Source organism: Nocardia amikacinitolerans NBRC 108937, assembly GCF_001612615.1.
GTDB classification, from domain to species: Bacteria; Actinomycetota; Actinomycetes; order Mycobacteriales; family Mycobacteriaceae; genus Nocardia; species Nocardia amikacinitolerans.
The window spans coordinates 1-22,753 of the sequence record NZ_BDAU01000061.1 but is presented as its reverse complement, the minus strand read 5'-3'; the positions used below and the strand labels follow the sequence as shown (position 1 = coordinate 22,753).

22 protein-coding genes are annotated in these 22,753 nt (G+C 67.8%); 12 read left to right on the top strand and 10 right to left on the bottom strand.

The genetic code is table 11. The features are described from left to right. The first annotated feature begins 19 nt into the window (after positions 1-19). The 4 genes from NAM01S_RS31905 (at position 20) to NAM01S_RS31890 (ending at position 3,100) form a co-directional block, all read left to right on the top strand. Positions 20-1,168, top strand: coding sequence for an acetyl-CoA C-acetyltransferase (locus NAM01S_RS31905; protein WP_067792655.1), 1,149 nt, complete (start codon positions 20-22; stop codon positions 1,166-1,168). 444 nt (positions 1,169-1,612) lie between these two features. After that, positions 1,613-2,098 carry a hypothetical protein gene (locus tag NAM01S_RS31900; protein WP_067792652.1) on the top strand — a complete coding sequence of 162 codons (486 nt, stop codon included), beginning with the start codon at positions 1,613-1,615 and terminating at the stop codon, positions 2,096-2,098. 43 nt (positions 2,099-2,141) lie between these two features. Next, complete coding sequence (locus NAM01S_RS31895; RefSeq protein WP_157108006.1) at positions 2,142-2,690, top strand: helix-turn-helix domain-containing protein; 549 nt, start codon at positions 2,142-2,144, stop codon at positions 2,688-2,690. After that, the gene (locus NAM01S_RS31890; protein WP_067792648.1) at positions 2,687-3,100 is read left to right on the top strand and encodes a hypothetical protein; all 414 of its coding nucleotides are present in this window, start codon (positions 2,687-2,689) and stop codon (positions 3,098-3,100) included. Before NAM01S_RS31895 ends, NAM01S_RS31890 begins: the two co-directional genes overlap by 4 nt. Positions 3,101-3,218: 118 nt before the next feature. Here NAM01S_RS31890 and NAM01S_RS31885 read toward each other — a convergent pair whose 3' ends face one another. The 4 genes from NAM01S_RS31885 to NAM01S_RS31870 are packed head-to-tail and all read right to left on the bottom strand — an operon-like array spanning position 3,219 to position 6,730. Then, complete coding sequence (locus NAM01S_RS31885) at positions 3,219-4,301, bottom strand: NAD(P)H-dependent flavin oxidoreductase (protein ID WP_067792647.1); 1,083 nt, start codon at positions 4,299-4,301, stop codon at positions 3,219-3,221. Next, positions 4,301-5,056 carry a CoA-transferase subunit beta gene (locus NAM01S_RS31880; protein ID WP_067792646.1) on the bottom strand — a complete coding sequence of 252 codons (756 nt, stop codon included), beginning with the start codon at positions 5,054-5,056 and terminating at the stop codon, positions 4,301-4,303. The genes NAM01S_RS31885 and NAM01S_RS31880 overlap by 1 nt, the downstream gene beginning before the upstream one ends. A 4-nt stretch (positions 5,057-5,060) precedes the next feature. After that, positions 5,061-5,939 (bottom strand): CoA transferase subunit A, encoded by an 879-nt coding sequence (locus tag NAM01S_RS31875; protein ID WP_067792644.1) that lies wholly within the window; start codon positions 5,937-5,939, stop codon positions 5,061-5,063. Between the two features lie 26 nt (positions 5,940-5,965). After that, entirely contained in the window at positions 5,966-6,730 is a 765-nt protein-coding gene (locus NAM01S_RS31870; RefSeq protein WP_067792642.1) for an enoyl-CoA hydratase family protein, read from the bottom strand. A gap of 86 nt (positions 6,731-6,816) precedes the next feature. Between NAM01S_RS31870 and NAM01S_RS31865 the strand changes: the two genes are divergently transcribed. From NAM01S_RS31865 to NAM01S_RS31845, 5 genes are all read left to right on the top strand, one after another. Beyond that, the gene (locus NAM01S_RS31865) at positions 6,817-7,608 is read left to right on the top strand and encodes an SDR family oxidoreductase (RefSeq protein WP_067792639.1); all 792 of its coding nucleotides are present in this window, start codon (positions 6,817-6,819) and stop codon (positions 7,606-7,608) included. A 32-nt stretch (positions 7,609-7,640) separates the two neighbouring features. Then, positions 7,641-8,549 carry an SDR family oxidoreductase gene (locus tag NAM01S_RS31860; protein WP_067792636.1) on the top strand — a complete coding sequence of 303 codons (909 nt, stop codon included), beginning with the start codon at positions 7,641-7,643 and terminating at the stop codon, positions 8,547-8,549. A gap of 815 nt (positions 8,550-9,364) precedes the next feature. After that, on the top strand, positions 9,365-10,390 hold the full coding sequence (locus tag NAM01S_RS31855) for a hypothetical protein (RefSeq protein ID WP_157108005.1): 1,026 nt from the start codon (positions 9,365-9,367) through the stop codon (positions 10,388-10,390). Between the two features lie 10 nt (positions 10,391-10,400). Beyond that, on the top strand, positions 10,401-10,916 hold the full coding sequence (locus NAM01S_RS31850) for an ImmA/IrrE family metallo-endopeptidase (protein ID WP_067792627.1): 516 nt from the start codon (positions 10,401-10,403) through the stop codon (positions 10,914-10,916). Beyond that, on the top strand, positions 10,913-11,935 hold the full coding sequence (locus tag NAM01S_RS31845) for a hypothetical protein (protein ID WP_067792622.1): 1,023 nt from the start codon (positions 10,913-10,915) through the stop codon (positions 11,933-11,935). The genes NAM01S_RS31850 and NAM01S_RS31845 overlap by 4 nt, the downstream gene beginning before the upstream one ends. A gap of 430 nt (positions 11,936-12,365) precedes the next feature. Here NAM01S_RS31845 and NAM01S_RS31840 read toward each other — a convergent pair whose 3' ends face one another. Together NAM01S_RS31840 and NAM01S_RS31835 are read right to left on the bottom strand one after the other, a co-directional pair. Next, positions 12,366-12,782 carry a helix-turn-helix domain-containing protein gene (locus NAM01S_RS31840; protein ID WP_011207048.1) on the bottom strand — a complete coding sequence of 139 codons (417 nt, stop codon included), beginning with the start codon at positions 12,780-12,782 and terminating at the stop codon, positions 12,366-12,368. A gap of 363 nt (positions 12,783-13,145) precedes the next feature. Beyond that, positions 13,146-14,309, bottom strand: coding sequence for a steroid 3-ketoacyl-CoA thiolase (locus tag NAM01S_RS31835; RefSeq protein ID WP_067792619.1), 1,164 nt, complete (start codon positions 14,307-14,309; stop codon positions 13,146-13,148). Between the two features lie 131 nt (positions 14,310-14,440). Between NAM01S_RS31835 and NAM01S_RS31830 the strand changes: the two genes are divergently transcribed. Then, a complete protein-coding gene (locus NAM01S_RS31830; protein WP_067792616.1) occupies positions 14,441-15,706 on the top strand; it encodes a cytochrome P450 in 1,266 nt (421 codons plus the stop codon). 84 nt (positions 15,707-15,790) lie between these two features. On the opposite strand, the gene NAM01S_RS31825 is transcribed toward NAM01S_RS31830, so the two are convergent. From NAM01S_RS31825 to NAM01S_RS31810, 4 genes are read right to left on the bottom strand one after another with little or no spacing between them, the layout of a single operon-like run. Then, positions 15,791-16,207, bottom strand: a complete 417-nt coding sequence (locus tag NAM01S_RS31825) for a nuclear transport factor 2 family protein (RefSeq protein ID WP_067792613.1) — start codon at positions 16,205-16,207, stop codon at positions 15,791-15,793. Further along, complete coding sequence (locus tag NAM01S_RS31820) at positions 16,204-17,373, bottom strand: thiolase family protein (protein ID WP_067792610.1); 1,170 nt, start codon at positions 17,371-17,373, stop codon at positions 16,204-16,206. Before NAM01S_RS31820 ends, NAM01S_RS31825 begins: the two co-directional genes overlap by 4 nt. Beyond that, entirely contained in the window at positions 17,370-18,404 is a 1,035-nt protein-coding gene (locus NAM01S_RS31815; protein WP_067792607.1) for a thiolase family protein, read from the bottom strand. Before NAM01S_RS31815 ends, NAM01S_RS31820 begins: the two co-directional genes overlap by 4 nt. Positions 18,405-18,416: 12 nt before the next feature. Continuing rightward, positions 18,417-19,382, bottom strand: coding sequence for a Zn-ribbon domain-containing OB-fold protein (locus tag NAM01S_RS31810; RefSeq protein ID WP_067792605.1), 966 nt, complete (start codon positions 19,380-19,382; stop codon positions 18,417-18,419). Between the two features lie 241 nt (positions 19,383-19,623). Between NAM01S_RS31810 and NAM01S_RS31805 the strand changes: the two genes are divergently transcribed. Continuing rightward, entirely contained in the window at positions 19,624-20,661 is a 1,038-nt protein-coding gene (locus tag NAM01S_RS31805; protein WP_067792602.1) for an LLM class F420-dependent oxidoreductase, read from the top strand. Positions 20,662-20,734: 73 nt separating this feature from the next. Next, positions 20,735-22,273: an acyl-CoA synthetase gene (locus NAM01S_RS31800; RefSeq protein WP_067792599.1), complete on the top strand. Its 1,539-nt coding sequence runs from the start codon at positions 20,735-20,737 to the stop codon at positions 22,271-22,273. Positions 22,274-22,753 lie beyond the last annotated feature (480 nt).

Genomic DNA, 22,753 nt, shown 5'->3' with positions numbered 1-22,753 from the left:
CCGCCGTCCGTACGCCCCGCTGCGGGATGCCTACGTGATCGACGCGGTGCGCACCCCGGTCGGCAAGCGCAACGGTGCGCTGGCCGGTGTGCACCCCGCCGATCTGGGTGCGGCCGCGCTGAAAGGTCTGCTCGACCGCAGCCCGATCGACCCGATCAACGTCGACGACGTGATCGTCGGCTGCGTCGACAATGTCGGCCCGCAGGCGGGCAACATCGGCCGCACCATGTGGCTGACCGCGGGCTACCCGGAGGAAGTTCCGGGCGTCACCGTCGACCGGCAGTGCGGATCTTCGCAGCAGGCCATCAACTTCGGCGCGCAGGCCATCATGAGCGGCACCGCCGAGGTGATCGTCGCCGGTGGCGTGCAGAACATGAGCGCCATCCCGATCTCGGCCGCCATGCTCGCGGGCAAGGAGTACGGCTTCGAGTCGCCGTTCGTCGGCGCGCAGGGCTGGGACCACCGCTACGGCACCGACGAGGTCTCGCAGTTCCGCGGCGCGCAGCTGATCGCCGAGAAGTGGGGCATCACCCGCCAGGACATGGAGCAGTGGGCGCTGCGCAGCCACGAGCGCGCCCGCCAGGCCATCAAGGAAGGCAAGTTCGACAACGAGATCGTCCCCGTCGGCGACTTCTGGATCGACCAGGGTCCGCGCGAGACCTCGCTGGAGAAGATGGCGTCGCTGCCCGCCCTCGCCGAGGGCAGCCCGCTGACCGCCGCCGTGGCCAGCCAGATCTCCGACGGCGCGAGCGCCACCCTGCTCGCCTCGGAATGGGCGGTGCAGGAGTACGGCCTGAAGCCGCGCGCCCGCATCCACCACGTCAGCGCCCGCGGCGCCGACCCGATCTTCATGCTCACCGCGCCGATCCCGGCGACCAAGTGGGCGCTGGAGAAGACCGGCCTCACCATCGACGACATCGACGTGGTCGAGATCAACGAGGCCTTCGCCCCCGTGGTGCTCGCCTGGCTGAAGGAAACCGGCGCCGACCCGGAAAAGGTCAACGTCAACGGCGGCGCCATCGCCCTCGGCCACCCCCTCGGCGCCACCGGGGCCAAGCTCTTCGCGACCCTCCTCAACGAGCTCGAGCGCCGCAACGGCCGCTACGGCCTGCTGACCATCTGCGAGGGCGGCGGCACCGCCAACGCGACCATCATCGAGCGCTTGTAAGTTCTAGGACCGTCCGCGTCGGGTGAATGCAATTCGCCCGGCGCGGTTTTCATTACGCCTTCCCGTCCACCGTGCCCACTCACACGCGCACGCTCGGCTGGATCGCTCTGCCTTGATAGGGGAGTGTGCGTGCGGGCTCGAGCGGCTGTCTGCGTGCTCGACTTGGACTTCGACCTCAGCGACCGGCCAGCTTTGCCGCTCACATGGATTCGTCCTTCACAAAGCGATCCAGTGCACAAGCGGAGCCGAGTATCGCAGGCTGCGCTGATCGGGCCGGTGGCTGAAAGATCGTGGCCGTCAAAGGCTAAAGCGCACATCGACCTTCACGGATTGCCTGAAGACTGCCATTCTGGCAGCAAGCATTCAGCGATCCTGGTATCAAAGACGATGCGGCGCTTAGCCAGTCCGGCCCCAAATATCGCCGCAGGAAGGTCGACACAGCCGATGGGGAGCAGCGACGGCGAGTGCTGGCCGTACGGGCGGCGTCCGAAGCCGGACTGGGCTGAGGAATTCACGGGTGAGTTGAAGAGCATCACCATCAACGCTCCGATGGATCCCAACCCGGACGGCTCGGTCCCGACCGGGCGGTCGGACCGGCTCCTTCTTCAAGCGGAGCTGGTCAAGCGGATGAAGCTGGCGCACCAGGGTCGAGTAAGTCCCGACGAGTATGAGCAGGTGCGCTGGGGTGACGCCGTTGTCGAGCTGAAGTTCCCCCGGCCTGGGCACGAGCACGGTTGGCACTATCGCCTGTATACCGGGGTCCCCAAGCCGCCAGACCATGACTATCTCGTGTGGCTCGGCGCTGGCAGGAAGCCGGATGACCAGTACGACCCCGAGGGTGCGTGGCGCACGTCTCAGACGGACCAGATCGACACTTCAGAGCAGCGTTTCAAAGTATGGATCAATGCGCGGTTCGCGAGTCGTTTGTAGCAATCGCTAGCAGGTGATGGTTGTTGCGGTTAACCTCAACAACATGAGCGCGTTCGAAGATCTCGAGAAGGCCCTTGGGATCGACCTGTCCGATCCAGACCAAGCGCTAGCACACGATTTGGTCGAAGAAGACCATGCTCTGCTCGAAGAGCTCGTTCGCATCCGCCGGGAGGTCGCCCAGATGTCGGCCACCGAGGTTGCAGATCGTATGGGCCGTCACCGCTCGGTGGTCACCAACTTCGAGAAGCTGACCGCCGATCCTCACCTGTCGACGATCCGCCGATACGCGCACGCGATCGGGGCGCGCATCACCCACCACGTCGAATGGGTCGACCCCCGCGGCCAGGGTCAGGCAGCGCCCGCAGAACCGGCGGCGACGGAAACGTCACAGCCTGGGCCCGAGGCCTTGCCGTCCAGAGTTGTCGACAAGTCGCGACGGGGCCACACCGATGCTGTCCGGATGTGGGCTCAGAGGAATTCCGTCAGCTTCACTACGCGCTCGGGAATCGACTTCAACGCGCCCGCCAGCGTACAGTTCACGGCTTCGAGCTCACTGACGAATGTGCTGATCGAGTCGAGGACTGGCCGATGATCGTTACCCTGATCACCGCTGATTCGGCGCAGCCGGATCCGACGACAGCCAAGGTGCACGCGCTGGGCATTGGATGGAGCTGGATAGGCACCCCGACCCCACCGATGTCGATCATCGCCATTCTCGACCTGAATGCAGCCGATCTCGAACCGGCCGAGATCACGTTGGTCTTTGATCTCGTGGATGCAGAGGACAAGCCAGTCAGCATTGAGCCTGGGGGCGAACCGCTGCGAGTTGAGGCCGTGATCACGCCCGGCCACGAAGCGAATCGCATGGCGATACCGTTCACTCTCGGCCCAGGACTGCCATTGGAACCGGGTTCGTACAGTTGGCGCGTGTCCGACGACGGCGGCAAGGAGTTCGCCCGCGTAGGGTTCGGCGTGCGGCCCCGGCCGGTGGCAGCTGGTTGAGTTCGGCGAGCCACCACTCCGTCGTCGAAGTGTGTTCGTCTGCGCGGTCGAGGCAAAGCGCGAAGAAGGCCGCTCGATCGGGGGACCGAGCGGCCTGGTAGGTCGGTGCTGGGCGGAGTCAGGGCGTAGCGGTCGTCCGACCGGCGAGGGATGACATCTCTTCGATCCGTGCGACCGCGTCGGTGACCACCCGCTCGATCAGCTCCTTGCAGGTCGGCAGGTCTTCGATGATGCCGGTGACCTGACCCGCCGCCAGCACGCCCGCCTGGGTGTTGCCCTCGACGAGCCCGGCGCGCAACAGCATTGGGGTGTTGGCGGCCATGACCACCTGGGACCAGCTGAGGTCCTTGGTCTTTCGCATGGTGAGGCCGTCGCGGACCATGGTCGACCACTTCATGCCGGTCATGCTCTTGAACCGCGCGGCGTTCGACACCGCCGCGGCGAGTCCGCGCCAGCGGCCCGAATTCTCCAGCTTTTGAACCAGTTCCGTGTTCAGCACGCGGTGCGGCATGCCGTCGACTTTCAGCGAGACGACGGTGTCCTGCAACTGCCTGCGAAGGTACTCCTGCTTCACCGCCTCGGGGACCGAGCTCTCCTGCGTCAGCAGGAAGCGGGTGCCCATCGCGACGCCCGCCGCGCCGTAGGCGAGGGCGGCGGCCAAGCCGCGTCCGTCGAAGAAGCCGCCCGCCGCGACGACCGGGATGTCGACGGCGTCGAGCACCGAGGGCAGCAGCAGGGTGGTCGCCACGGGGCCGGTGTGACCGCCGCCCTCGCCGCCCTGCACGATGACGGCGTCGGCACCCCAGGAGGCCACCTTCACCGCGTGCTTGGCCGCGCCGATCGACGGAATCACCACGACGCCGGCATCTTTGAGCTTCGCGATGAGGTCCTGCTTGGGCGCGAGGGCGAACGACGCGACCTTCACCTTCTCCCGGATCAGCAGGTCGATGCGCTCGTTGGCGTCGCTGGCGTCGGCGCGGATGTTCACGCCGAACGGCTTGTCGGTCTGCGCCTTGGTCTTCGCGATCGCCGCTTCCAGCTCCTCGAAGGTCATGGTCGCGGAGGCGAGAATGCCGAGGCCGCCCGCGTTGGCGGTGGCCGAGACCAGGCTCGGACCAGCCACCCAACCCATGCCGGTCTGCACGACGGGATGCTCGATGCCGACCAGCTCGGTCAGCGGGGTGTGCAGGCGCGCGGTCATCAGGCGACCTCCTTGTCGCGAATGCCCTTGGGATCCAGCACGGTTCGGATGATCCGCAGCTCTTCCTCGGTCGGCAGCCGGGTCTCGCCCGCCTCGCCGAGCCCGGCGATCTCGAACGCGGTGTTCTCCGCGACCTCGTCGGCGCCGACGCCAGGGTGCAGCGAGAGCGCCCGCATCGTGTTGTCGGGACCACCGAAATCGAAGACGCCCAGGTTGCTCACGACCCGATGCAGGTGGTGGAAGCGGAACGCCGGATTCCCCGGATCGACTTTGTCGTAACCGATTCCGGAGACGATGTCGACCTGCTCGCAGAACACCCGCTTGTTGTGCTTGGGCACCCAGTAGCTGGTGGCGTGGTTGATGGTGTTGCCCGGCGCGCCACGGACGCCGAACATCTGCCTGGTCGGCCGTTGCAACGGGCCGAAGGCGGACAGGTTCTGGTTGCCGAACTTGTCGATCTGGTTGGCGCCCATGACAACGTGCCGCCGACCTGAGGCGACGACGTCGAACACCTTGGAGAACGGAATCCAGCCCTCGATAGGCGCTTTCGCGCCGAGGGCTGGCGTCTCGGCCAGGTACAGCGCCTCGCCGTCGGAGAGCAGCAGGTCCGGTTCGAAGGTCAGGCGGGCCAGGCGCGCGCCGATCGTGGTGACCGGCGACATCGGGCTGGCCATGATCTCGCCCGCGCCGCGGAAGATCTCCGCGCACGCGACGACGCAGACTTCGGCGCGGGTGCTTGTGGTGGTCTCGGTCATCGAATCAGCCCTCCTGCGTGGCGAAAGCGCGGACGGCCGCCTGGTATTCGTCCTCGGAGACGTCTAGGTAGGTGGCCTTGAACTCGGCCCACGACTCGGGCGTCTTGGCGGCGTCCACGTAGTGGCGCTGGAATTTCTCGTCCCGGCCGTAGCTGCCGGAGAAGGTGAAGTGCGCGCCGCCGGGCGCCTCGACCACGCCGTCCACCATCATGCGGTTGAGGATGATCGCCTGCTGCGGAACGGCTTTCACTAATTCCTCGGTCTCCACCACGCGATCCACCGACAGGTAGCGGCGCTCGGCGGACAGGCAGTACAGGTCATCGAAGTAGGGGTCGACACCGGTGTAGGCGGCGTTGCCGTGCTTGTCGCCGAGGTCCAGATGCACCAGTGCCGCATCGAGATTCAGCGCTGGCATCGCCACGAGCGTCTCGGTCCGGCCGTCGGCGGCGGGGTAGGGGGAGGCGACGGTCTTCAGCTCGCCCTCCCAGAAATCCACGACCGCGGAGCCGAGCCCGGCGCGGATCGGCAGGAACGGCAGCCGCGCCGCCGCGGCCTGCAAACCGCACTTGACCATGCCCTCGTCCATCTCCCGGGCGATGAGCTCGCCGGAGGTGCGCGCCTTGGCGAACCACGGATCGTAGAACGGCGCCGAATCCAGCGACACGAAGCCGTAATAGGCCTTGCGCACCTTGCCCGCCGAGCACAGCAGACCTAGATCCGGCCCGCCGTAGCTGACCACCGTCAAATCGGTGATATCCGAGCGCAGGATGGCCCGCACCAGCGCCATCGGCTTGCGCCGGGAACCCCAGCCGCCGATGCCGATGGTCATTCCGCTGCGCAGCTCGCCGACCACGTCGTCGAGCGACATTCGCTTGTCCCGCATGTGTTCTCCTGTATCCGGTGGGCGGGCTACTTGTCGGCCTTGCGCGCCGCGAGGTCGTCGTCGAACCTGGCGCGGATCTCGTCGGCGACGCCCGCGAGGTTCAGCTCGAAGGTGAAGCCCTGCTCGTAGCGGTAGCTGCGGTGCACGTCCTGCACGTCGATGCCGTTCAGCGCGCGCTTGGCAGCCCGGATCACCCGGCCGTCCTTTGCCGCGATGTTCTTGGCGACTTCCATTGCGGCGGCGTCGAGTTCGGCGCGCGGCACCACCTGGTACACCGAGCCGTAGTGCTGGAGCTGCTGGGCGGTGATGGTGCTCGCGGTGTAGAACAGCGCGCGCATCAGATGCTGGGGGACCAGCCGCGACAGGTGGGTGGCCGCGCCGAGCGCGCCGCGGTCGACCTCGGGCAGGCCGAAGGTGGCGTCGTCGGAGGCGACGACGACATCGGCGTTACCGACCAACCCGATGCCGCCGCCGAGGCAGAAGCCCTGCACCACCGCGATGACCGGCACCGGGCAGTCGTACACCGCGGCGAACGCCTCGAAGCAGCCGTGGTTGGCGTCGATCAGTGCCTGGTGGCCCGGCTTGCTCTGGATCTCCTTGATGTCGACGCCCGCGTTGAAGCCGCGGTTCTCCGCCCGCAGCACCACGACCTTGGTCTCGGGGTCGCGCCCCGCCGCGCGCACCGCGTCGGCGATGGCGAACCAGCCGTCGGTCGGGATGGCGTTGACCGGCGGGTAGTCGACCGTGACCACGGTGATGCCGGTTGATTCGGAGTGACGGTTGATCCCCATCGCATGTCCTTCGTTTCTGAGCTCGTGGTGCGTGCCGAAGTATGTCGGCATTGGCAAAGCAAGCAGTTGCTTGGTAGGTTAGCACGGTGGGACTCGAAATCGATCTGACCGATCGCGTCGTTCTGGTCACCGGCGGCGTGCGCGGCGTCGGCGCGGGCATCAGCAAGACCTTTCTGGCCGCGGGCGCGACTGTGATCGCCTGCGCGCGGCGTCCGGCCGACGCCCCCGTCGCGCACGACGGCCGGGAGATCGAATACCTGCCCTGCGACGTCCGCGACGGCGATGCGGTCCAAGGCATGATCGACGCCGTGCTCGCCCGGCACGGTCGGCTGGACACCCTGGTGAACAACGCGGGCGGCGCACCCTTCGCGCTCGCCGCCGACGCGAGCAAGAACTTCCACGCCAAGATCGTGGAGCTGAACCTCCTTGCGCCGCTGCTGGTTTCGCAAGCCGCGAATGCGGTGATGCAGAAGCAGGACGACGGCGGATCGATCGTGATGATCTCCAGCGTCAGCGGCCACCGGCCCTCGCCCGGAACCGCGGCCTACGGCGCGGCCAAGGCGGGCATCGACAACCTGACGCAGTCGCTCGCCGTCGAGTGGGCGCCCAAGGTGCGGGTGAACTCGCTGGTCGTCGGCCTGGTCGAGACCGAGCTGACCGAGATGCACTACGGCGACCGCGACGGTGTCGACGCCGTCGCCGCGACGGTTCCGCTCGGCCGCATGGCCCGGCCCGAGGACATCGGCCGCGCGGCCGCCTTCCTCGCCTCGCCGCTGGCCGCCTATGTCAGCGGCGCGTCACTGCCGGTGCACGGCGGCGGCGAGCGCCCCGCCTTCCTCGCCGCCTCCACCGCGGCGCACGACCAGCAGCGGGCCTGATCCCGAACGGCAACGAAAGAGGACAACAGGTAATGAGTGAGCAGATCTGCGCCGGGCGCACCGTCATCGTCACCGGCGCGGGCCGCGGCATCGGCCGTGCGCACGCACTGGCCTTCGCGGCCGCGGGCGCGCGCGTGGTGGTCAACGACCTCGGCTCCGCGCTCGACGGCGCGGCCACCGCCGAGACACCGGCTCAGCAGGTGGTCGCCGAGATCGAGGCGATGGGCGGACAGGCCGTCGCCAACGGTGACGACGTCGCGGACTGGGAGGGTGCGCGCAACCTGATCCGCCAGGCCGTCGACACCTTCGGCGGCTTGGACGTGCTCGTCAACAACGCCGGTTTCGTGCGCGACCGGATGCTGGTCAACCTGAGCGAGGACGAGTGGGATGCGGTCGTGCGCGTCCACCTCAAGGGCCATTTCGCCACCATGCGCCACGCCATCGAGTACTGGCGCGGCGAGAGCAAGGCGGGCCGCCCTGTCGACGCCCGCATCATCAACACCAGCTCCGGCGCGGGTCTCCAGGGCAGCGTCGGCCAGGGCAACTACGGTGCCGCGAAAGCGGGCATCGCCGGTCTGACCCTCACCGCGGCCGCCGAGTTCGCCCGCTACGGCGTGACCGTCAACGCGATCGCGCCCGCCGCGCGCACCAGGATGACCGAGACCGTGTTCGCCGACACCATGGCCAAGCCGGAGGATGGGTTCGACGCGATGGCGCCGGAGAACATCTCGCCGCTGGTCGTCTGGCTCGGCAGCCCGCAGTCCGCCGGCGTCACCGGCCGCATGTTCGAGGTGGAGGGCGGCAAGGTCGCGCTCGCCGACGGCTGGCGGCACGGCGTCGCGGTGGATCGCGGTGCTCGTTGGGAACCCGCCGAGCTGGGGCCGGTCGTCGCCGATCTCATCGCGAAAGCCGCTCCACCGGAGCCGGTCTACGGCGCCTGAGGGTTTCGCTGCGCTCGGGTCGATGCGCGAGGGTGTGGATGACCTCGTCCGGGATGGGGCGTCCGCCCGCCGGGTCGATGCGCGAGGGTGTGGATGACCTCGTCCGGGATGGGGCGTCCGCCCGCTGTCGCTTCGGCCCAGCGCGGGTATCGACGCCATTGATCCGGCAGCATCGGTCCGGCGCATCTCCGCGTCGCGCTGACCCTGCCTGCTACTAATGCACGGCCGTGGGCGGCTCTGATCGACTCTGTCCGGCGGCCTCGTCGTGCGTTCGGCTGCTCTCGCTTCGGCCGCGCCGAGTATCGATGAGGTTTGGTCCGGCAGCTTAGGACCGGCGTCCCTGCCGTGCGCGAATCGATCGACTCTGCTCGGCAGCGTCGGTTGGCATCCCTTCACCGCCGCTCCGGCCGTCTTGCCGGAGTCGACGGATTCCCTCTTCGAGTTTGCTGGGCGGCCCTTGACTCCGCCCAGTGAAGTTCGGGCTAACCCGAGCGATTCGAGCCGCGAGTCGCTCGGGGTGTCGCTGTGCGCGCCGATCCTTTTCCTGCGAGGTTCGGAACGGGGGTTTACTATGGGCACCCGTCCGTCAAAAGTCCCGGATGAGGTGTTGCGACCGGGCACAGATCTGCGCAGTACGAAGAGGGGAAGGCTGGCGCATGGCCGTTGGTCGCACTGTCCGTGCGTTGGCTCTAGCCGGAGCTGTGACCGGGTTCGCGCTGTTCGGCTCCGTCGCCGCGATCGCGCAACCGGGTGGCATACCGCTCGAGGAACCGGCGCAACCGAGCATTCCCGGGCCTGGATTGCCCCTCGTCCCAATGACACCCGAACCCGCCGCCGCGGAAATCGGTTCGAGCGGCGCGGGTTCGATCGTCGGTACCGGCTCCGCCGGGCTCGGCTCGGCGGGTGCCGCCGGTTCTGCCGGGCTGGGTTCGGCAGGTGCGGCGGGTTCCGCCGGATTGGGTGCGGCAGGTGCGGCGGGTTCCGCCGGATTGGGTTCGGCTGGTGTGGCGGGTTCCGCTGGCGTCGGTTCGGCTGGCGCGGCGGGTTCTGCCGGATTGGGTTCGGCTGGTGCGGCGGGCTCTGCTGGACTGGGTTCGGCTGGCGCGGCCGGTTCCGCCGGGTTGGGTGTTGTGCTCGGTACCGGATCGGCGGGACTCGCAGCCGTGCTGGGTACCGGCTCCGCCGGACTCGGTGCCTTGGTCGGCACCGGTTCGGCTGGTCTCGGTGTACTGCTCGGGACAGGGTCGGCCGCAGTAGGTTCCGCGGCCGTTGGTTCGGCAGGCGTCGGTTCCGCAGGAGTCGGTTCCGCGGGAGTCGGTTCCGCCGCAGTGGGTTCGGCCGGTGTGGGTTCGGCGGGCGTTGGTTCCGCGGGAGTCGGTTCGGCGGGAGTCGGTTCGGCGGGCCTCGGTTCGGCGGGCCTCGGTTCGGCCGCGGTCGGTTCCGCCTCGCCCTTGTTGCTCCTGCTGATCCCGCTCCCGACGCCGCCCGCACCCGCGGTTCCCTCGGTGCCCCTTGTCATTCCGCCCGTACCGGCGCCCAACCTCCCGGCTCCGCAGCTCGCGCCGATTCCAGTCGCCGCGCCGTACGCTCCCGAGGCACTCCCCGAACAGGCGCCGCCACCACCTCCCGCGCCGCAGCCGCCCGCCAAGCCGGACCACGACGTGCGTCCGACGAGCACCGACGACGGACTGCCCGAACCGGACATGCTCTCGGTCGTCGGCGGCCTCATCGCGCTCGCGCTGGCCGGAATCGGTTCCGGCGCGGTGAGTTTCCAGAGCGCCTCCGCCGCGCAGGCCAGGGTGGACGCCGCCCGCGCCCAGTTCTTCGGCCCGAGGTCGTGAGGGAGCAGCGATGAGTGAGAGCAGGACCCAGAGCAGCTCCCGGTCCTACCGGCGGGTGGCGGCCGCGGTCGACGCGGTGTGCGCCGTCGCAGCCGACTTCGACGCGACAACCCTGGACGAGGTGGTCGCCGCGATCGCTGCCGAGCGCGAACGGGAAATCGAAATCGCCAGCGCCCAATTGGGTCCCGGCGTCTGCGGCCAGCGCAGGTTCTATCCCGACCGCGATGTCATCGTGTTGGCGACCGCACTGCCCAGCCGCGATCACACGCTGGCACACGAGCTCGGCCACATCGTCTTCGATCACGAGGGTGCCCCTGCGCCCGAGGTGACGTTGGAAGCGAGCGACGACCTGATCGCCTACATGCTCAGCCAGCGGGCCCATCAGCAGATCGTCGACGACGGCGCCGACGAACTCGCCGAGTGGGAGGCCGAGACCTTCGCCGCCATGCTGATGACCCGGCTGCGCGTCTTCAACAGTCGAGGCGCAGGCGTCTCGGTCCTACGATTCGATGAGGCACTCGGATGACACTCTGGTTGACGGCCATGCTGGTGTGGGTCGCCGCGGGCGCGCGCGTGGGGCGCGTGCTGGTGAAGCCCGCGACGACGGCGCGGGTGGCGATCGTCGTCGCGGTGGCCGCGGTCGCGTTGGGCGCGACCGTCGCGGTGCCCGAGATCGCCCTCGCCATAGACAATCTGCGGCCGCACGGCCTGCGCTCGGGACTGCTGTCCGATGGTGTCGTCGTATCGGCTTGGCTGGCGTTCGTCACCGCGACCTCGGTGGTGGCCGCCGCGGCGTGGCCGGTGGTCTCCCGGCGCAACCTGCGCCAGATCGCCATGGTGATCTACGCGGCGGGTGCCACCGCGGTGGCCGTCGCGCTGGCGTTGTCATACATGGTCGGCTGGGTGCTCGTGGTGCTCGGGGCGATTTTCATCGTCGTCACCGGTCTGCGCAATCTGGACTGGACGACGCTCGGCCGCGGCATCGCCATCTATACCGCGGGCACCGCGCTGGTCGGCGTGCTCGCGGCCCTGCATGTTCAGCGCGCCCTCGCCGACGAACCGCGCGCGCCAGCGGGTGAACCGACGTGGGGCTGGCCCGCGTGGGAAATCGCCGCTCTGCTCATAGCTTTCGGCGCCGTGTGGATCGTGGTGGAACTGTGGGTGCGAGCCAGGGTGCTGCTGCGCCGGATTCGGCCGCTGCACCGTCTGATGATCGGCCGGTTCCCCGAGGTGGTGGCGCACGACCAGACCGGAACCTCCACGCAGCTGCGGGCTTCGGACCAGGTCGCCCAGATCATGGACGCGCTCTACCTGCAATCGGGCGGGGGTATCGAGCTGGTCGCCGCGGGCGCGCCGCCCTCCGCCGTCGCCGAGCGCGCCGACCGGGTGGCACGGTGGGCACGAAATCCATTGGGCGACATAGTGATCGACGCGCGCTGGATCGCTCCACCGGAAGGCGTCAGCCCGCGCGGCTGGGTGCAGGCGATCGCCCGCGCTTTCGAATCCACGGCCGGCGCGCACGCGGAGCGTTCCATCTCGCAATGAACCTCCCCCAAACGCTCACAGCGCTGACGGCCGGGCGGTGATGGTATCCGTCACCGTGACGACAGCGATGCGTACTCGAAGTTGGACCTGTGTCCATGGAGCGAATGGGAATGCCCCTGGAAATAGGGGCAAACGAAAAGAGACAGAACTGTCTCGGCTCCTGTGACGTTGCGTGGCAAGCGTTTGCGCAATGGCGATCACACCCGCCGCAGTATCGAACGGCGATGCACTTTCAAACGTTCTTGCGCAGCGCGCATTGCGAATCGGTGCGAACGCAATCCGCCGAACTACGGAATGCGACTACGCCGCCGAATTGCCTTCGGCGGTAACGTCTGCGCCGCCGACGGTCTCGGCCCGGTCACGGACTGGCTCGCGCACAACGCAGCACAGTGCGACCGATGGCCGCACTGTGCTGCGCTGTGGGAGAACCTTATTCGGTTCCATCCGGAGGAATTTCGGGCAAGCCCTCGCTCGCCCGCAACTTCTCCGCCATGGAGGTGAGAAGGTTCTGTGATTCTTCGGACAGATCGAACGCCCTACTCGACAGCCGACGCAGTCCGTAGCCCTGCAGCTGGGACAGCAGCTCTAGATCGTGATCGATCTTGGCGGCATAGATGTCGTTGAAGAAGTAGTCCGGCTTGACCTTGAAGAACTTGGCCAGTGCAGCCACCGTTTCGTCCGACGGGTTGGTCCGCTGGCCCGACCGCAACTGCGAGAGATACGGTTTCGAGATCGGATGCCCGGAGGCCGTCAGCGCAGCCGCAACCTCCGCGTTGGTGTGCGGCTTGCGCCCCGGGGGATGCACGGTTTCGAACAGCTTGTTCAGCCGCGCCGCGAAATCAGCCATTGTGAGCCGCCCAATTCCCTTCGCTGTACTAACAGTCGTTATCTCGGATACGTATCATTGATATTAGCGGCTCAGTAACTGAAAACCTACGCCTGATTCAGGATTTCCTTGAAGCTTCTAGGTGCGCCGTCGGCGAAGTCACTGAGACGGTTGCGTTTGCGGGTCGCGCCAACGTCTCTAGTCCAAGGGCGGTACGACCCGGTTCTGGCCCGTCGCGGGGTTCTTCCCGGACGCGGCAATGATAGCGAAAAGATAGCTGACATCTCATCTAGTCGGCCGTACCGGCCATTGTGTGGCGTACGACACGTTTTGGCGGCTCTGGGATGAACGTTCAACAAATGGGTGTGGAATTGGTTGAAGTTGCTACAACCTCTCGATGATCGTACCTGTCGCCAGTGCGCCACCGGCACACATGAGCACCATCGCGGTGCTGCCGCCCGTGCGTTCCAGTTCGTGCAAAGCCGTTGTGATGAGCCGGGATCCGGTGGACCCGACGGGATGGCCGATCGCAATCGCGCCGCCGTTGACATTTACCCGGTCCATGTCCGGCTGATGTACAGAAGCCCAAGAAAGTGCGACCGAAGCGAATGCCTCATTGATCTCGAAAAGGTCGATGTCGCCGATATTCATCCCGGAGCGCTCGAGCAGGCGGGTGCAGGCCTGCACCGGACCGTCGAGGTGGAACTCCGGCTCGGCGCCGACGAGCACCTGCGTCACGATCCGCGCCCGCGGCCGCAAACCCGCTCGCTGCGCGGCCTTTTCGTCCATCAGCAGCACGGCGGCCGCGCCATCGGAGATCTGCGACGAGCTGCCCGCGGTGTGAACGCCGCCCTCCAGCACCGGCTTCAGCTTGGCCAGTCCCTCCACGGTCGTCTCGCGCAGACCCTGATCCCGCGTGACGTCCAGCTTCTCGCCGGTGAGGTTGCCTTCCTTGTCCACCACGGGCGCGGTGATCGGCAACACCTCGCGGTCGAAGCGTCCCTCGGCCCACGCCTGCCCGGCCAGCCGCTGCGAGCGCGCGCCGAACGCGTCGACATCGTCGCGAGTGATGCCGCGCCGCTTGGCAATACGCTCCGCGGCCTCGAACTGGTTGGGCATGTCGATGCTCCACGACGCGGGCCTGCGCGGGCCCGCGTGCTCGCCGACGTTGGCGCCCAACGGAACTCGGCTCATCGCCTCGACGCCGCATGCCATGCCGATGTCGATCGCGCCCGCGGCGATCAGGCCGGCCACCAAGTGGTTGGCCTGCTGGGCCGAGCCGCACTGCGCGTCGATCGTGGTCGCGCCCACCTGCCAAGGCAATCCGGCGTGCAGCCACGCGACCCGGGTGACGTTGTTGGACTGCTCGCCCGCCTGGGTGACGCAGCCGCCGATCACCTGTTCCACCTGAGCTGGGTCCAGGTGGGCGCGCTCGAGCAGTCCGCGCTGGGCCAGGCCGAGGAGTTCGGCGGCGTGCAGACCGGAAAGCCAGCCGCCGCGCTTGCCGATCGGGGTGCGAGCGGCCTCGACGATGACGGGTGTGCCCATCTTTGAACCTTCCACTAGGGGACAAAACTGAAACGTGTGCCAGCCGGATGGTCCGCGCTTATTTACTAGTCCTTCCGGCTGTGCTGCAATTGATTGTAGAACGTGTTTCAGTTTGTCGAAGGAGACATCTGGTGGTTGAGACTCGGAACGCCCTCCCGAATCTGCCGGAAGGGTTCGACGTCACGGACCCGGACATCTACGCCGAGCGCATTCCGGTCGAGGAGTTCGCCGAGCTGCGCAAGACCGCGCCGATCTGGTGGAACCCGCAGTCACCCGAAACCGGCGGCTTCCAGGACGACGGCTTCTGGGTCGTGAGCAAGCACGCCGACATCAAGGAGGTCTCGCGGCGCAGCGACGTGTTCTCCAGCTTCGAGAACACCGCGATTCCGCGCTTCAACGACGACATCACCCGCGAGCAGATCGAGCTCCAGCGCATCGTGCTGCTCAACATGGACGCACCCGAGCACACCAAGCTCCGCAAGATCATCTCGCGCGGCTTCACACCGCGCGCCATCAACGGTCTGCGCGCCGAGCTCTCGGCGCGGGCCGAGGACATCGTCAAGCGGGCGGCCGCGTCGGGGGCGGGCGACTTCGTCACCCAGGTCGCCTGCGAGCTGCCGCTGCAGGCGATCGCCGAGCTGATCGGCGTCCCGCAGGAAGACCGGATGAAGGTGTTCGCCTGGTCGAACCAGATGACGGGCTACGACGACCCGGACAACGACGCCGACCCGGTGGCCGCCTCCGCCGAGGTGCTCGGCTACGCCTACCAGATGGCCGTCGCGCGCAAGGCCTGTCCCGCCGACGACATCGTCACTACGCTCATCGAGGCCGATATCGACGGCGACAAGCTCAGCGAGGAGGAGTTCGGCTTCTTCGTCATCCTGCTTGCCGTCGCGGGCAACGAGACCACCCGCAACGCGATCACCCAGGGCATGATGGCCTTCCTGGACAACCCCGATCAGTGGGAGCTGTTCAAGAAGGAGCGCCCGGCGACCGCCGCCGACGAGATCATCCGGTGGGCCAGCCCGATCACCTCCTTCCAGCGCACCGCCCTCGAGGACACCGAACTCGCCGGCGTGCGGATCAAGAAGGGCCAGCGGCTGGTGATGCTGTACCGCTCGGCCAACTTCGACGAGGACGTCTTCGAGAACCCGATGAAGTTCGACATCACCCGCCAGGACAACCAGCACCTGTCCTTCGGCGGCACCGGCGCGCACTTCTGCATCGGCGCGAACCTGGCCCGCCTGGAGATCGACCTGATCTTCAACGCCATCGCCGACCACCTGCCCGACATCACCAAGCTCGGCGACCCGAAGCGGCTGCGCTCCGGCTGGCTGAACGGGATCAAGGAATTCCAGGTCGACTACAAGACGGGCGGCTGCCCCGTCGCGCACTGACGGACGAGAAAGGCCCTCGAACCGGAGTACCCAGCCGGTTCGAGGGCCTTTCGTGTGCTGCCCGAGGGGGATGGGCAGCAGGTATCAGTCGGCTTTTCGGGTGGTCGACATGGCCCGATCGACCTCCCAGAACGCGCGCAGAGCGGCGATCTTGCCCGCGTCGTCGACCTTGTAGGTGAACACGCCCTCGGCGTCGATCTGATGCCCGCCGATGCGGCTGCGGATGGTGCCGGTGAAGGCCACCTCCTTGCCGCAGGCGAAGGAATCGTCGAACAGGAACTCGATCGATTCGGTCTGCGCGATCGCCTTGTCCCAGAACGCCGCGATCGCGTCGCGCCCGCGGTGCCCCTTGCCCTCCGGATCGAAACCCGAAGGGCCGATGGGATCTTCGACGATCCCGTCGGCGGCGAAGAGATCCAGCCACGCGTCCTTGTCCCTGGCGCGCACAGCGGCCTGAGATGCGAGTCCGGCGGCGCGCGCGGGGTGCTCGGTGGCGGTCATTCCGGCTTCTCCGAACCGACAACCCACATCGAGAAGTATTGCGACCCACCGCCGTACGCGTGACCCATGGCCTTGCGCGCGCCGTCGACCTGGTAGTCGCCCGCTCGTTCCATCACCTGCTTGGCGGCCTCGGCGAACCGGATGAGCCCGGACGCGCCGATCGGGTTGGAGGAGAGCACGCCGCCGGACGGGTTCACCGGGATGCGTCCGCCGATCTCGGTCTCGCCCTTCTCGGTGAGCTTCCAGCCGTCGCCGGGCGCCGCGAAGCCGAGGTTCTCCAGCCACATCGGCTCGAACCAGGAGAACGGCACGTAGATCTCGGCCGCGTCGATCTCCTCGAGCGGATCGGTGATGCCCGCCGCCTTCCAGAGCGCGGCGGCCGCGTCCCGGCCCGCCTGCGGGTTGACCTGGTCGCGCCCGGCGTAGGTGGTCGGCTCGGTGCGCATCGCCGTGCCGTGCACCCAGGCCACCTTCTTGCCTTCGGCCTCGACCGCCGCGGCCGCTTCCGCGTCACCGATGACGATCGCGCAGGCGCCGTCCGAGGACGGGCAGGTCTCGTCGAAGCGGATCGGATCCCACAGCATCTGCGAGGCGAGCACCGATTCCAGCGTGATGTCGGGCTGTTGGAGGTGGGCCAGCGGGTTCTTGGCGCCGTTGCGCCGGTCCTTCACCGCGACCATCGCGCCGATGTGGGTCGGCGCGTTCGACCTGCGGATGTAGGAACGCACGTGCGGCGCGAAGTAGCCGCCTGCGCCCGCGCCGACCGGCATGGTGAACGGCACCGGAATCGACAACGCCCACATGGCATTCGACTCCGACTGCTTCTCCCACGCCACCGCGAGCACCCGCTTGTGCACGCCCGCCTGCACCAGGTTGGCGGCAACCACACCGGTGGAACCGCCGACCGAACCGGCGGTGTGCACCCGCAGCAGCGGTTTTCCGGTCGCACCGAGCGCGTCGGCCATGTGCAGCTCGGGCATCATGACGCCCTCGAACAGGTCCGGTGCCTTGCCGACCACGACCGCGTCGATATCGGCGATGGTGAGCCCGGCGTCGGCGAGCGCGCGATCGATCGCCTCGCGGCACATGCCCGACATCGACACGTCGGTTCGTTTCGTCACGTGATGGGTTTGTCCGGTGCCGAGCACCGCGGCCGGAACGCTCATGCGTACGCCTCCAAAACGGTCACAAGATTCTGCTGCAGCGCGGGGCCGCTGGTGGCGTGCGCGAGCGCGCGGTTCGCGTTGCCCGCCATGATGGCTTCGGCCGCGAAACCGATGCGCTCGAGTCCCGCCGCGAACATCGGGTTGGCGGCCAGCGCGCCGCCCGACGGATTCACCGTGGTTTCCGGCTTCAAACCGATTGCCTCGGTGAGGATCAGCTGCTGATGGCTGAATTGGGCGTGCAGTTCGGCGATATCGAAGCCGCTCAGGTCGCCGCCCGTAACCGCCTGCGCGGCAGCGGAAGTCGAGGGGGAGACGGTGAGGTCGCGGGCGCCGAGCACCGGGGTGTCGATGCGGTGCGCCATGCCGGTGATCCAGGCCGGGCGCTCGCACAGTTCGCGGGCGCGATCGCCGACCGCGAGCACGATGGCGGCCGCGCCGTCGGTGATCGGCGCGCAGTCGTGCGCGCGCAGCGGATCGGCCACATATGGTGTGGCGAGCAGGCTTTCGATGTCACCCGAGTCGCCCGCCGCGACGGCGGCCATGTCGCGCTCGGTCCAGCGGCCCGCGTCCAGACCGGCCCTTGCCTGAAGGCCCGCGATGGACAGCGCGTCCGGCCACAGGGGAGTGACCAGGTACGGATCGAGCTGCATGGTGAGCACCTGGCGCAGCGTGCCCGCCGAGGACTTGCCGAAGCCGTAGACCAGCGCGGTGCGGGCCTGCCCGGACTTCAGCTTCACGAACGCCTCGTACAGCGCCCAGGCGGCGTCCATCTCGACGTGCGACTCGTTGATCGGCGGTACGGCGCCGATGGCGTCCACCGCGGAGATGAACGAGAAGGCGCGTCCGGCAAGGTAATCGGAGGAGCCCGAGCACCAGAAGTCGATGTCGGACTTGGTGATGCCCAGGTCGGCGTAGAGCTGCTGGAAGCAGGGCACCAGCATCTCGACACCGTTGGTGGTGCCGAAGGTCTCCGGCACGTGCGGAGCGTGGGCGAAGCCCACGACCGCGATGTCGGTGGCGTTGTCAGTCAACGTAAGCGCCTCTCACAGGTGGTGCTTGTAGGTCTCGTAGTCGGCGTCCGGCTCGCCGCTCGGCTCGAAGTGGTCGACGTTCTCCAGACCGTGACCCCACTCCTCGCGCGGCTTCCACACCGCCTTCACGCGCATGCCCATCCGCACTTCGCTTGCCTCGCAACCGAGTACGAGGTGCAGAACCGGGATGTCGGCGCCGTCGAGCAGCACGTAGGCCGCGACGTACGGCGGTTTGATGCGCTGCCCGAGGAACGGGACGTTCACGATGCAGAACGTGGTGATCGTGCCGTGATCGGACAGCTCGATGTAGTCGTCGGTCGGCCTGCCGTCGGTCGGGTTGGCGCCGCGCGGCGGGAAGTACACCTTGCCCTCGGCGTCGGTGCGCGCGCCGATCAGCTTGCCTTCGGCGAGTCCGCGCAGATAGACGGTCTCCTGCGGGGACGCGGTGTGCTTGTAGGACAGGTCGACCGGCGTGACGACCATCGTGACCGGCTCGCCGCTCTCGGTGGCGGGCTCGGCGGTGGACTGCTCGCCCGGCTCGAAGCAGACGATGTCCTTGATGGTGCCCTCGGTCTGTTCGGCCCAGCGCGCCCGCACCCGCATGCCGGTCCGCATCTGGTCCGGCCCGGCGACGTCGACGGCGTGCAGCATGCTGGTGTCCGCGCCGTCCAGCTGGATCAGCGCCCAGGCGAAGGGCCGGTCGAAGGGCTGGCCGGGGAGCGGTTCGTGCACCCAGGTCCAGGAGGCGACGACGCCGGTGTCGGCGACGTCGACGAACTCGGTCAGCGGCAGGCTGGTGACCGGGTCGTATTCGGGCGGCGGCACCAGAACCCGGCCGTCCGTCCCGCGCACGCCGACCACCTTGCGGCTCCGCAGACCGGTCAGGAATCGGCCGATGGTCGGGCCAACCGACCGTGTGTAGTCGAATTTCGCCCGCAGCGGGGCGCTCAGCACATCGGGTGCCGTGCTGGTGTCCAATTCCGACCCTCTCTCAGCTGTTCATCACTCGCCGCTGTTCCGGCGGCCGTCGTCGCGCCCGTGCCAGGTCGGGTTCGTCCCGCCCAGCTCGCGGCGGTGCTCATCCCGTCGGGCCCCCACCCGTGAATACGCCGGACGCGGTATTCCCCTTGGTCACGCTATCGAGTAGAACAGGTTCTTATTCTGGTGGCAAGGCGTACCTTCGCCTTACCGCCCATCGGTGGCTCGGAAAGGGACGCTCATGAAGTTCGGATTGCAACTCGGATACTGGATGGCGCAGCCGCCGCAAAACGCGGGGGAGTTGGTCGTCGCGGCCGAGGAAGCGGGGTTCGACGCTGTGTTCGCCGCGGAGTCGTGGGGCTCGGACGCGTTCGGTCCGCTCACCTGGTGGGGTTCGTCCACCGAGCGCGTGCGGCTGGGGACCTCGGTGGTGCAGATGTCGGCGCGCACGCCCGCCGCCACCGCGATGCACGCGCTGACCCTCGACCATCTCAGCGGCGGCCGGGCGATCCTCGGGCTCGGGGTTTCCGGTCCGCAGGTGGTGGAGGGGTGGTACGGGCAGCCGTTCGCCAAGCCCTTGCAGCGCACTCGCGAGTACGTCGGCATCATCCGCCGTATCCTCGCGCGGGAGGCGCCGGTGACCAGCGACGGCCCGCACTACCCGCTGCCATACACCGGGCCGGGTTCGATCGGGCTCGGTAAGCCGCTCAAGCCGATAGTGCACCCGCTACGTGCGGATTTGCCGATCTGGCTCGGCGCGGAGGGGCCGAAGAACGTGGCGCTCACCGCCGAGATCGCCGACGGCTGGCTGGCGATCTACTACGCCCCGCGCCTGGCGAACATGTACAACGACTGGCTCGACGAGGGGTTTGCCAGGGCGGGCGCTCGCCGGTCCCGCGAGGACTTCGAGATCGCAGCCAGCTGTCAGGTGGTGATCACCGACGACCCCGCCGCGGAGCTGGAGAAGATGCGCTGGATCATGGCGCTCTACATCGGCGGCATGGGCGCGCCGGAGCTGAACTTCCACGCCCAGGTCTACCGCCGGATGGGCTACGACCGCGAGGTCGACGAGATCGGCAAGCTGTTCCAGGCGGGCAAGAAGGCCGAGGCGGCGGCCGTCGTCCCGGACGAGCTGATTCTGGACACCGCCATCATCGGCGACGAGGAGCATGTGAGTAAGCAGCTGAAGGTCTGGGAGGCCGCGGGCGTCACCATGATGCTGGTGTCGGTTCCGGACGTGGCGCAATTGCACCGGCTCGCACCCCTTGTCGATCAGTAGAACGCGTTCTAGATTCAATGGGGTGACTGCCTCGCCCGCCCCGTCTCCGCACCGTCCCTCTGCGCAGGGGGCGGTGGAAATTCTCGGTCTGTGGAACATCGCGAACGCCGAACCCGATCGGATCGCCATGGTCGATCCCTCGGGTCGGGAGGTGACCTATCGCGAACTGGCCACGCTCGCCAACCGCTACGCCAACGGGCTGCGCGCCCTCGGCCTGCGGACCGGCGACGTGCTGGTGAGCATGGTGCACAACTGCGTCGAGGCGGTCGCCGCCTACTTCGCGGCCTACCAATCCGGCCTGTACATCGTGGCGGTGAACTGGCACCTCACCGGTCCCGAGGTGGCCTACATCCTCCAGGACAGCGAGGCAAAGGCGTTCATCGCGAGCGACCGGTTCGCCGCCGCGGCAAAGGCGGCCGCCGACGAGGCCGGTCTGCCTGCGACGGCGCGCTTTTCGGTCGGCGAGATCGAGGGCTTCAAGTCGGTGGCCTGGCTCGGCGCGGCCGACACGGGTCGTCCGTCCGAGCGCAGCACCGGCGCGCCGATGCTCTACACCTCGGGAACGACGGGGCGGCCCAAGGGAGTTCGGCGTCCGCTCACCGGCGCCGACCCCGACGTCGTCCCGCCGCACACCACCGCCTTCTTCGGCTTGTTCGAGCTGGCGCCCTACGACGATCACGTGCACATCTGTGGTTCGCCGCTGTACCACACCGCGGTGCTGAACTTCGCGACCATCTCGATCCAGTTGGGGCACACGCTCGTTCTCATGGACAAGTGGGAACCCGAGGAGATGCTGCGCCTGATCGACAAGTACCGGGTCACCCACAGTCACATGGTGCCCACCCAGTTCCACCGGCTGCTCGCGCTGCCCGAGGAGGTGCGCGCGAAGTTCGACGTCTCCTCGCTGCGCAGCATGGTGCACGGCGCGGCGCCGTGCCCGCAGGAAACCAAGCGCCAGATGCTCGAGTGGTGGGGACCGACGGTCACCGAGTACTACGCGGCGACCGAGGGCGGCGGCACGGTGATCAACGGCGCCGACTGGCTGCGCAAGCCCGGCTCGGTCGGCAAGGCGTGGCCGTGGTCGGTGATCAAGGTGCTCAGCGAGGAGGACGGCAGCGAGGTCGCCGCGGGCGAAACCGGTTTGGTGTACATGAAGATGGGCGCCTCCAGCTTCGAATACCACCACGACAAGGCCAAGACCGAGGACGCGCGAGTCGGCGACCTGTTCACCGTAGGCGACATCGGCTACCTCGACGAAGACGGCTACCTCTACCTCTGCGACCGTCGCTCGGACCTGATCCTCTCCGGTGGTGTGAACATCTACCCCGCCGAGATCGAGAGCGTGCTCGTCACGCACCCGAAGGTCGCGGACGTGGCCGTCTTCGGTATCCCGCACCCCGATTGGGGCCAAGAGGTGAAGGCGGTGGTCCAGCCCGCGGACGGGGTCGAAGTCGGCGAGGAGCTCACCGCCGAGCTGCTTGCTTTCGCGGCAACACAATTGGCGAAGTACAAGATGCCGCGGTCGATCGACTACCTCGCGGAGCTCCCCCGGGACCCCAACGGGAAGCTGTACAAGCGCAAGCTCCGAGACCGCTACGTGCCCGCGTCCTGAATTGCGGTGCCGCCCACTGGTTTGCGTGGGCGGCGGCGGTCCCCGGTGCTGAGGCCATCCCGGGTTCTTCGGGAGGTCTGGCTGGTGCCACACACCTTGTACACGCCTCGCATAGGCGGTGCCTATGTGAGGGGTGTGGTGGGTGTGTGGGAGCGCGTGCCCTGGGTTGTGGTTCTCAGGGGTGCGCGAAATCGGTGCGGCTTTTGCTTGGTGCGGGGGCTGCGGTTGGGGAGACGGTTCCCAATGTTGTGGGTGCCCAAGAGGGTTTGCTTGCCAGGGTCTCATCCCAATGTTGTTGGTGCCCAGATGGTCCGCCTACCCAGGTTTTCCTCTGAGCAGTGCTGGGCGCGTCGTGTGCCGTACCCGGCTTACCTCCCGCAGTCGGGTGCGCGGGCTCGATTTCCGGCGTGGTCGACCGGCTCTGGTTGCGTCTAGAGAGTGCGCCAGCGGGAAAGTGCTCTCAGCCTGTCAAGCCCCCAA

Coding starts and splice junctions, on each gene's coding strand:
- NAM01S_RS31900 (WP_067792652.1), top strand. CDS start 1,613: ATGGGGAGCAGCGACGGCGAGTGCTGGCCGTACGGGCGGCGTCCGAAG.
- NAM01S_RS31895 (WP_157108006.1), top strand. CDS start 2,142: ATGAGCGCGTTCGAAGATCTCGAGAAGGCCCTTGGGATCGACCTGTCC.
- NAM01S_RS31890 (WP_067792648.1), top strand. CDS start 2,687: ATGATCGTTACCCTGATCACCGCTGATTCGGCGCAGCCGGATCCGACG.
- NAM01S_RS31885 (WP_067792647.1), bottom strand. CDS start 4,301: ATGACCGCGCGCCTGCACACCCCGCTGACCGAGCTGGTCGGCATCGAG.
- NAM01S_RS31880 (WP_067792646.1), bottom strand. CDS start 5,056: ATGACCGAGACCACCACAAGCACCCGCGCCGAAGTCTGCGTCGTCGCG.
- NAM01S_RS31875 (WP_067792644.1), bottom strand. CDS start 5,939: ATGCGGGACAAGCGAATGTCGCTCGACGACGTGGTCGGCGAGCTGCGC.
- NAM01S_RS31870 (WP_067792642.1), bottom strand. CDS start 6,730: ATGGGGATCAACCGTCACTCCGAATCAACCGGCATCACCGTGGTCACG.
- NAM01S_RS31860 (WP_067792636.1), top strand. CDS start 7,641: ATGAGTGAGCAGATCTGCGCCGGGCGCACCGTCATCGTCACCGGCGCG.
- NAM01S_RS31855 (WP_157108005.1), top strand. CDS start 9,365: ATGACACCCGAACCCGCCGCCGCGGAAATCGGTTCGAGCGGCGCGGGT.
- NAM01S_RS31850 (WP_067792627.1), top strand. CDS start 10,401: ATGAGTGAGAGCAGGACCCAGAGCAGCTCCCGGTCCTACCGGCGGGTG.
- NAM01S_RS31845 (WP_067792622.1), top strand. CDS start 10,913: ATGACACTCTGGTTGACGGCCATGCTGGTGTGGGTCGCCGCGGGCGCG.
- NAM01S_RS31840 (WP_011207048.1), bottom strand. CDS start 12,782: ATGGCTGATTTCGCGGCGCGGCTGAACAAGCTGTTCGAAACCGTGCAT.
- NAM01S_RS31835 (WP_067792619.1), bottom strand. CDS start 14,309: ATGGGCACACCCGTCATCGTCGAGGCCGCTCGCACCCCGATCGGCAAG.
- NAM01S_RS31825 (WP_067792613.1), bottom strand. CDS start 16,207: ATGACCGCCACCGAGCACCCCGCGCGCGCCGCCGGACTCGCATCTCAG.
- NAM01S_RS31820 (WP_067792610.1), bottom strand. CDS start 17,373: ATGAGCGTTCCGGCCGCGGTGCTCGGCACCGGACAAACCCATCACGTG.
- NAM01S_RS31805 (WP_067792602.1), top strand. CDS start 19,624: ATGAAGTTCGGATTGCAACTCGGATACTGGATGGCGCAGCCGCCGCAA.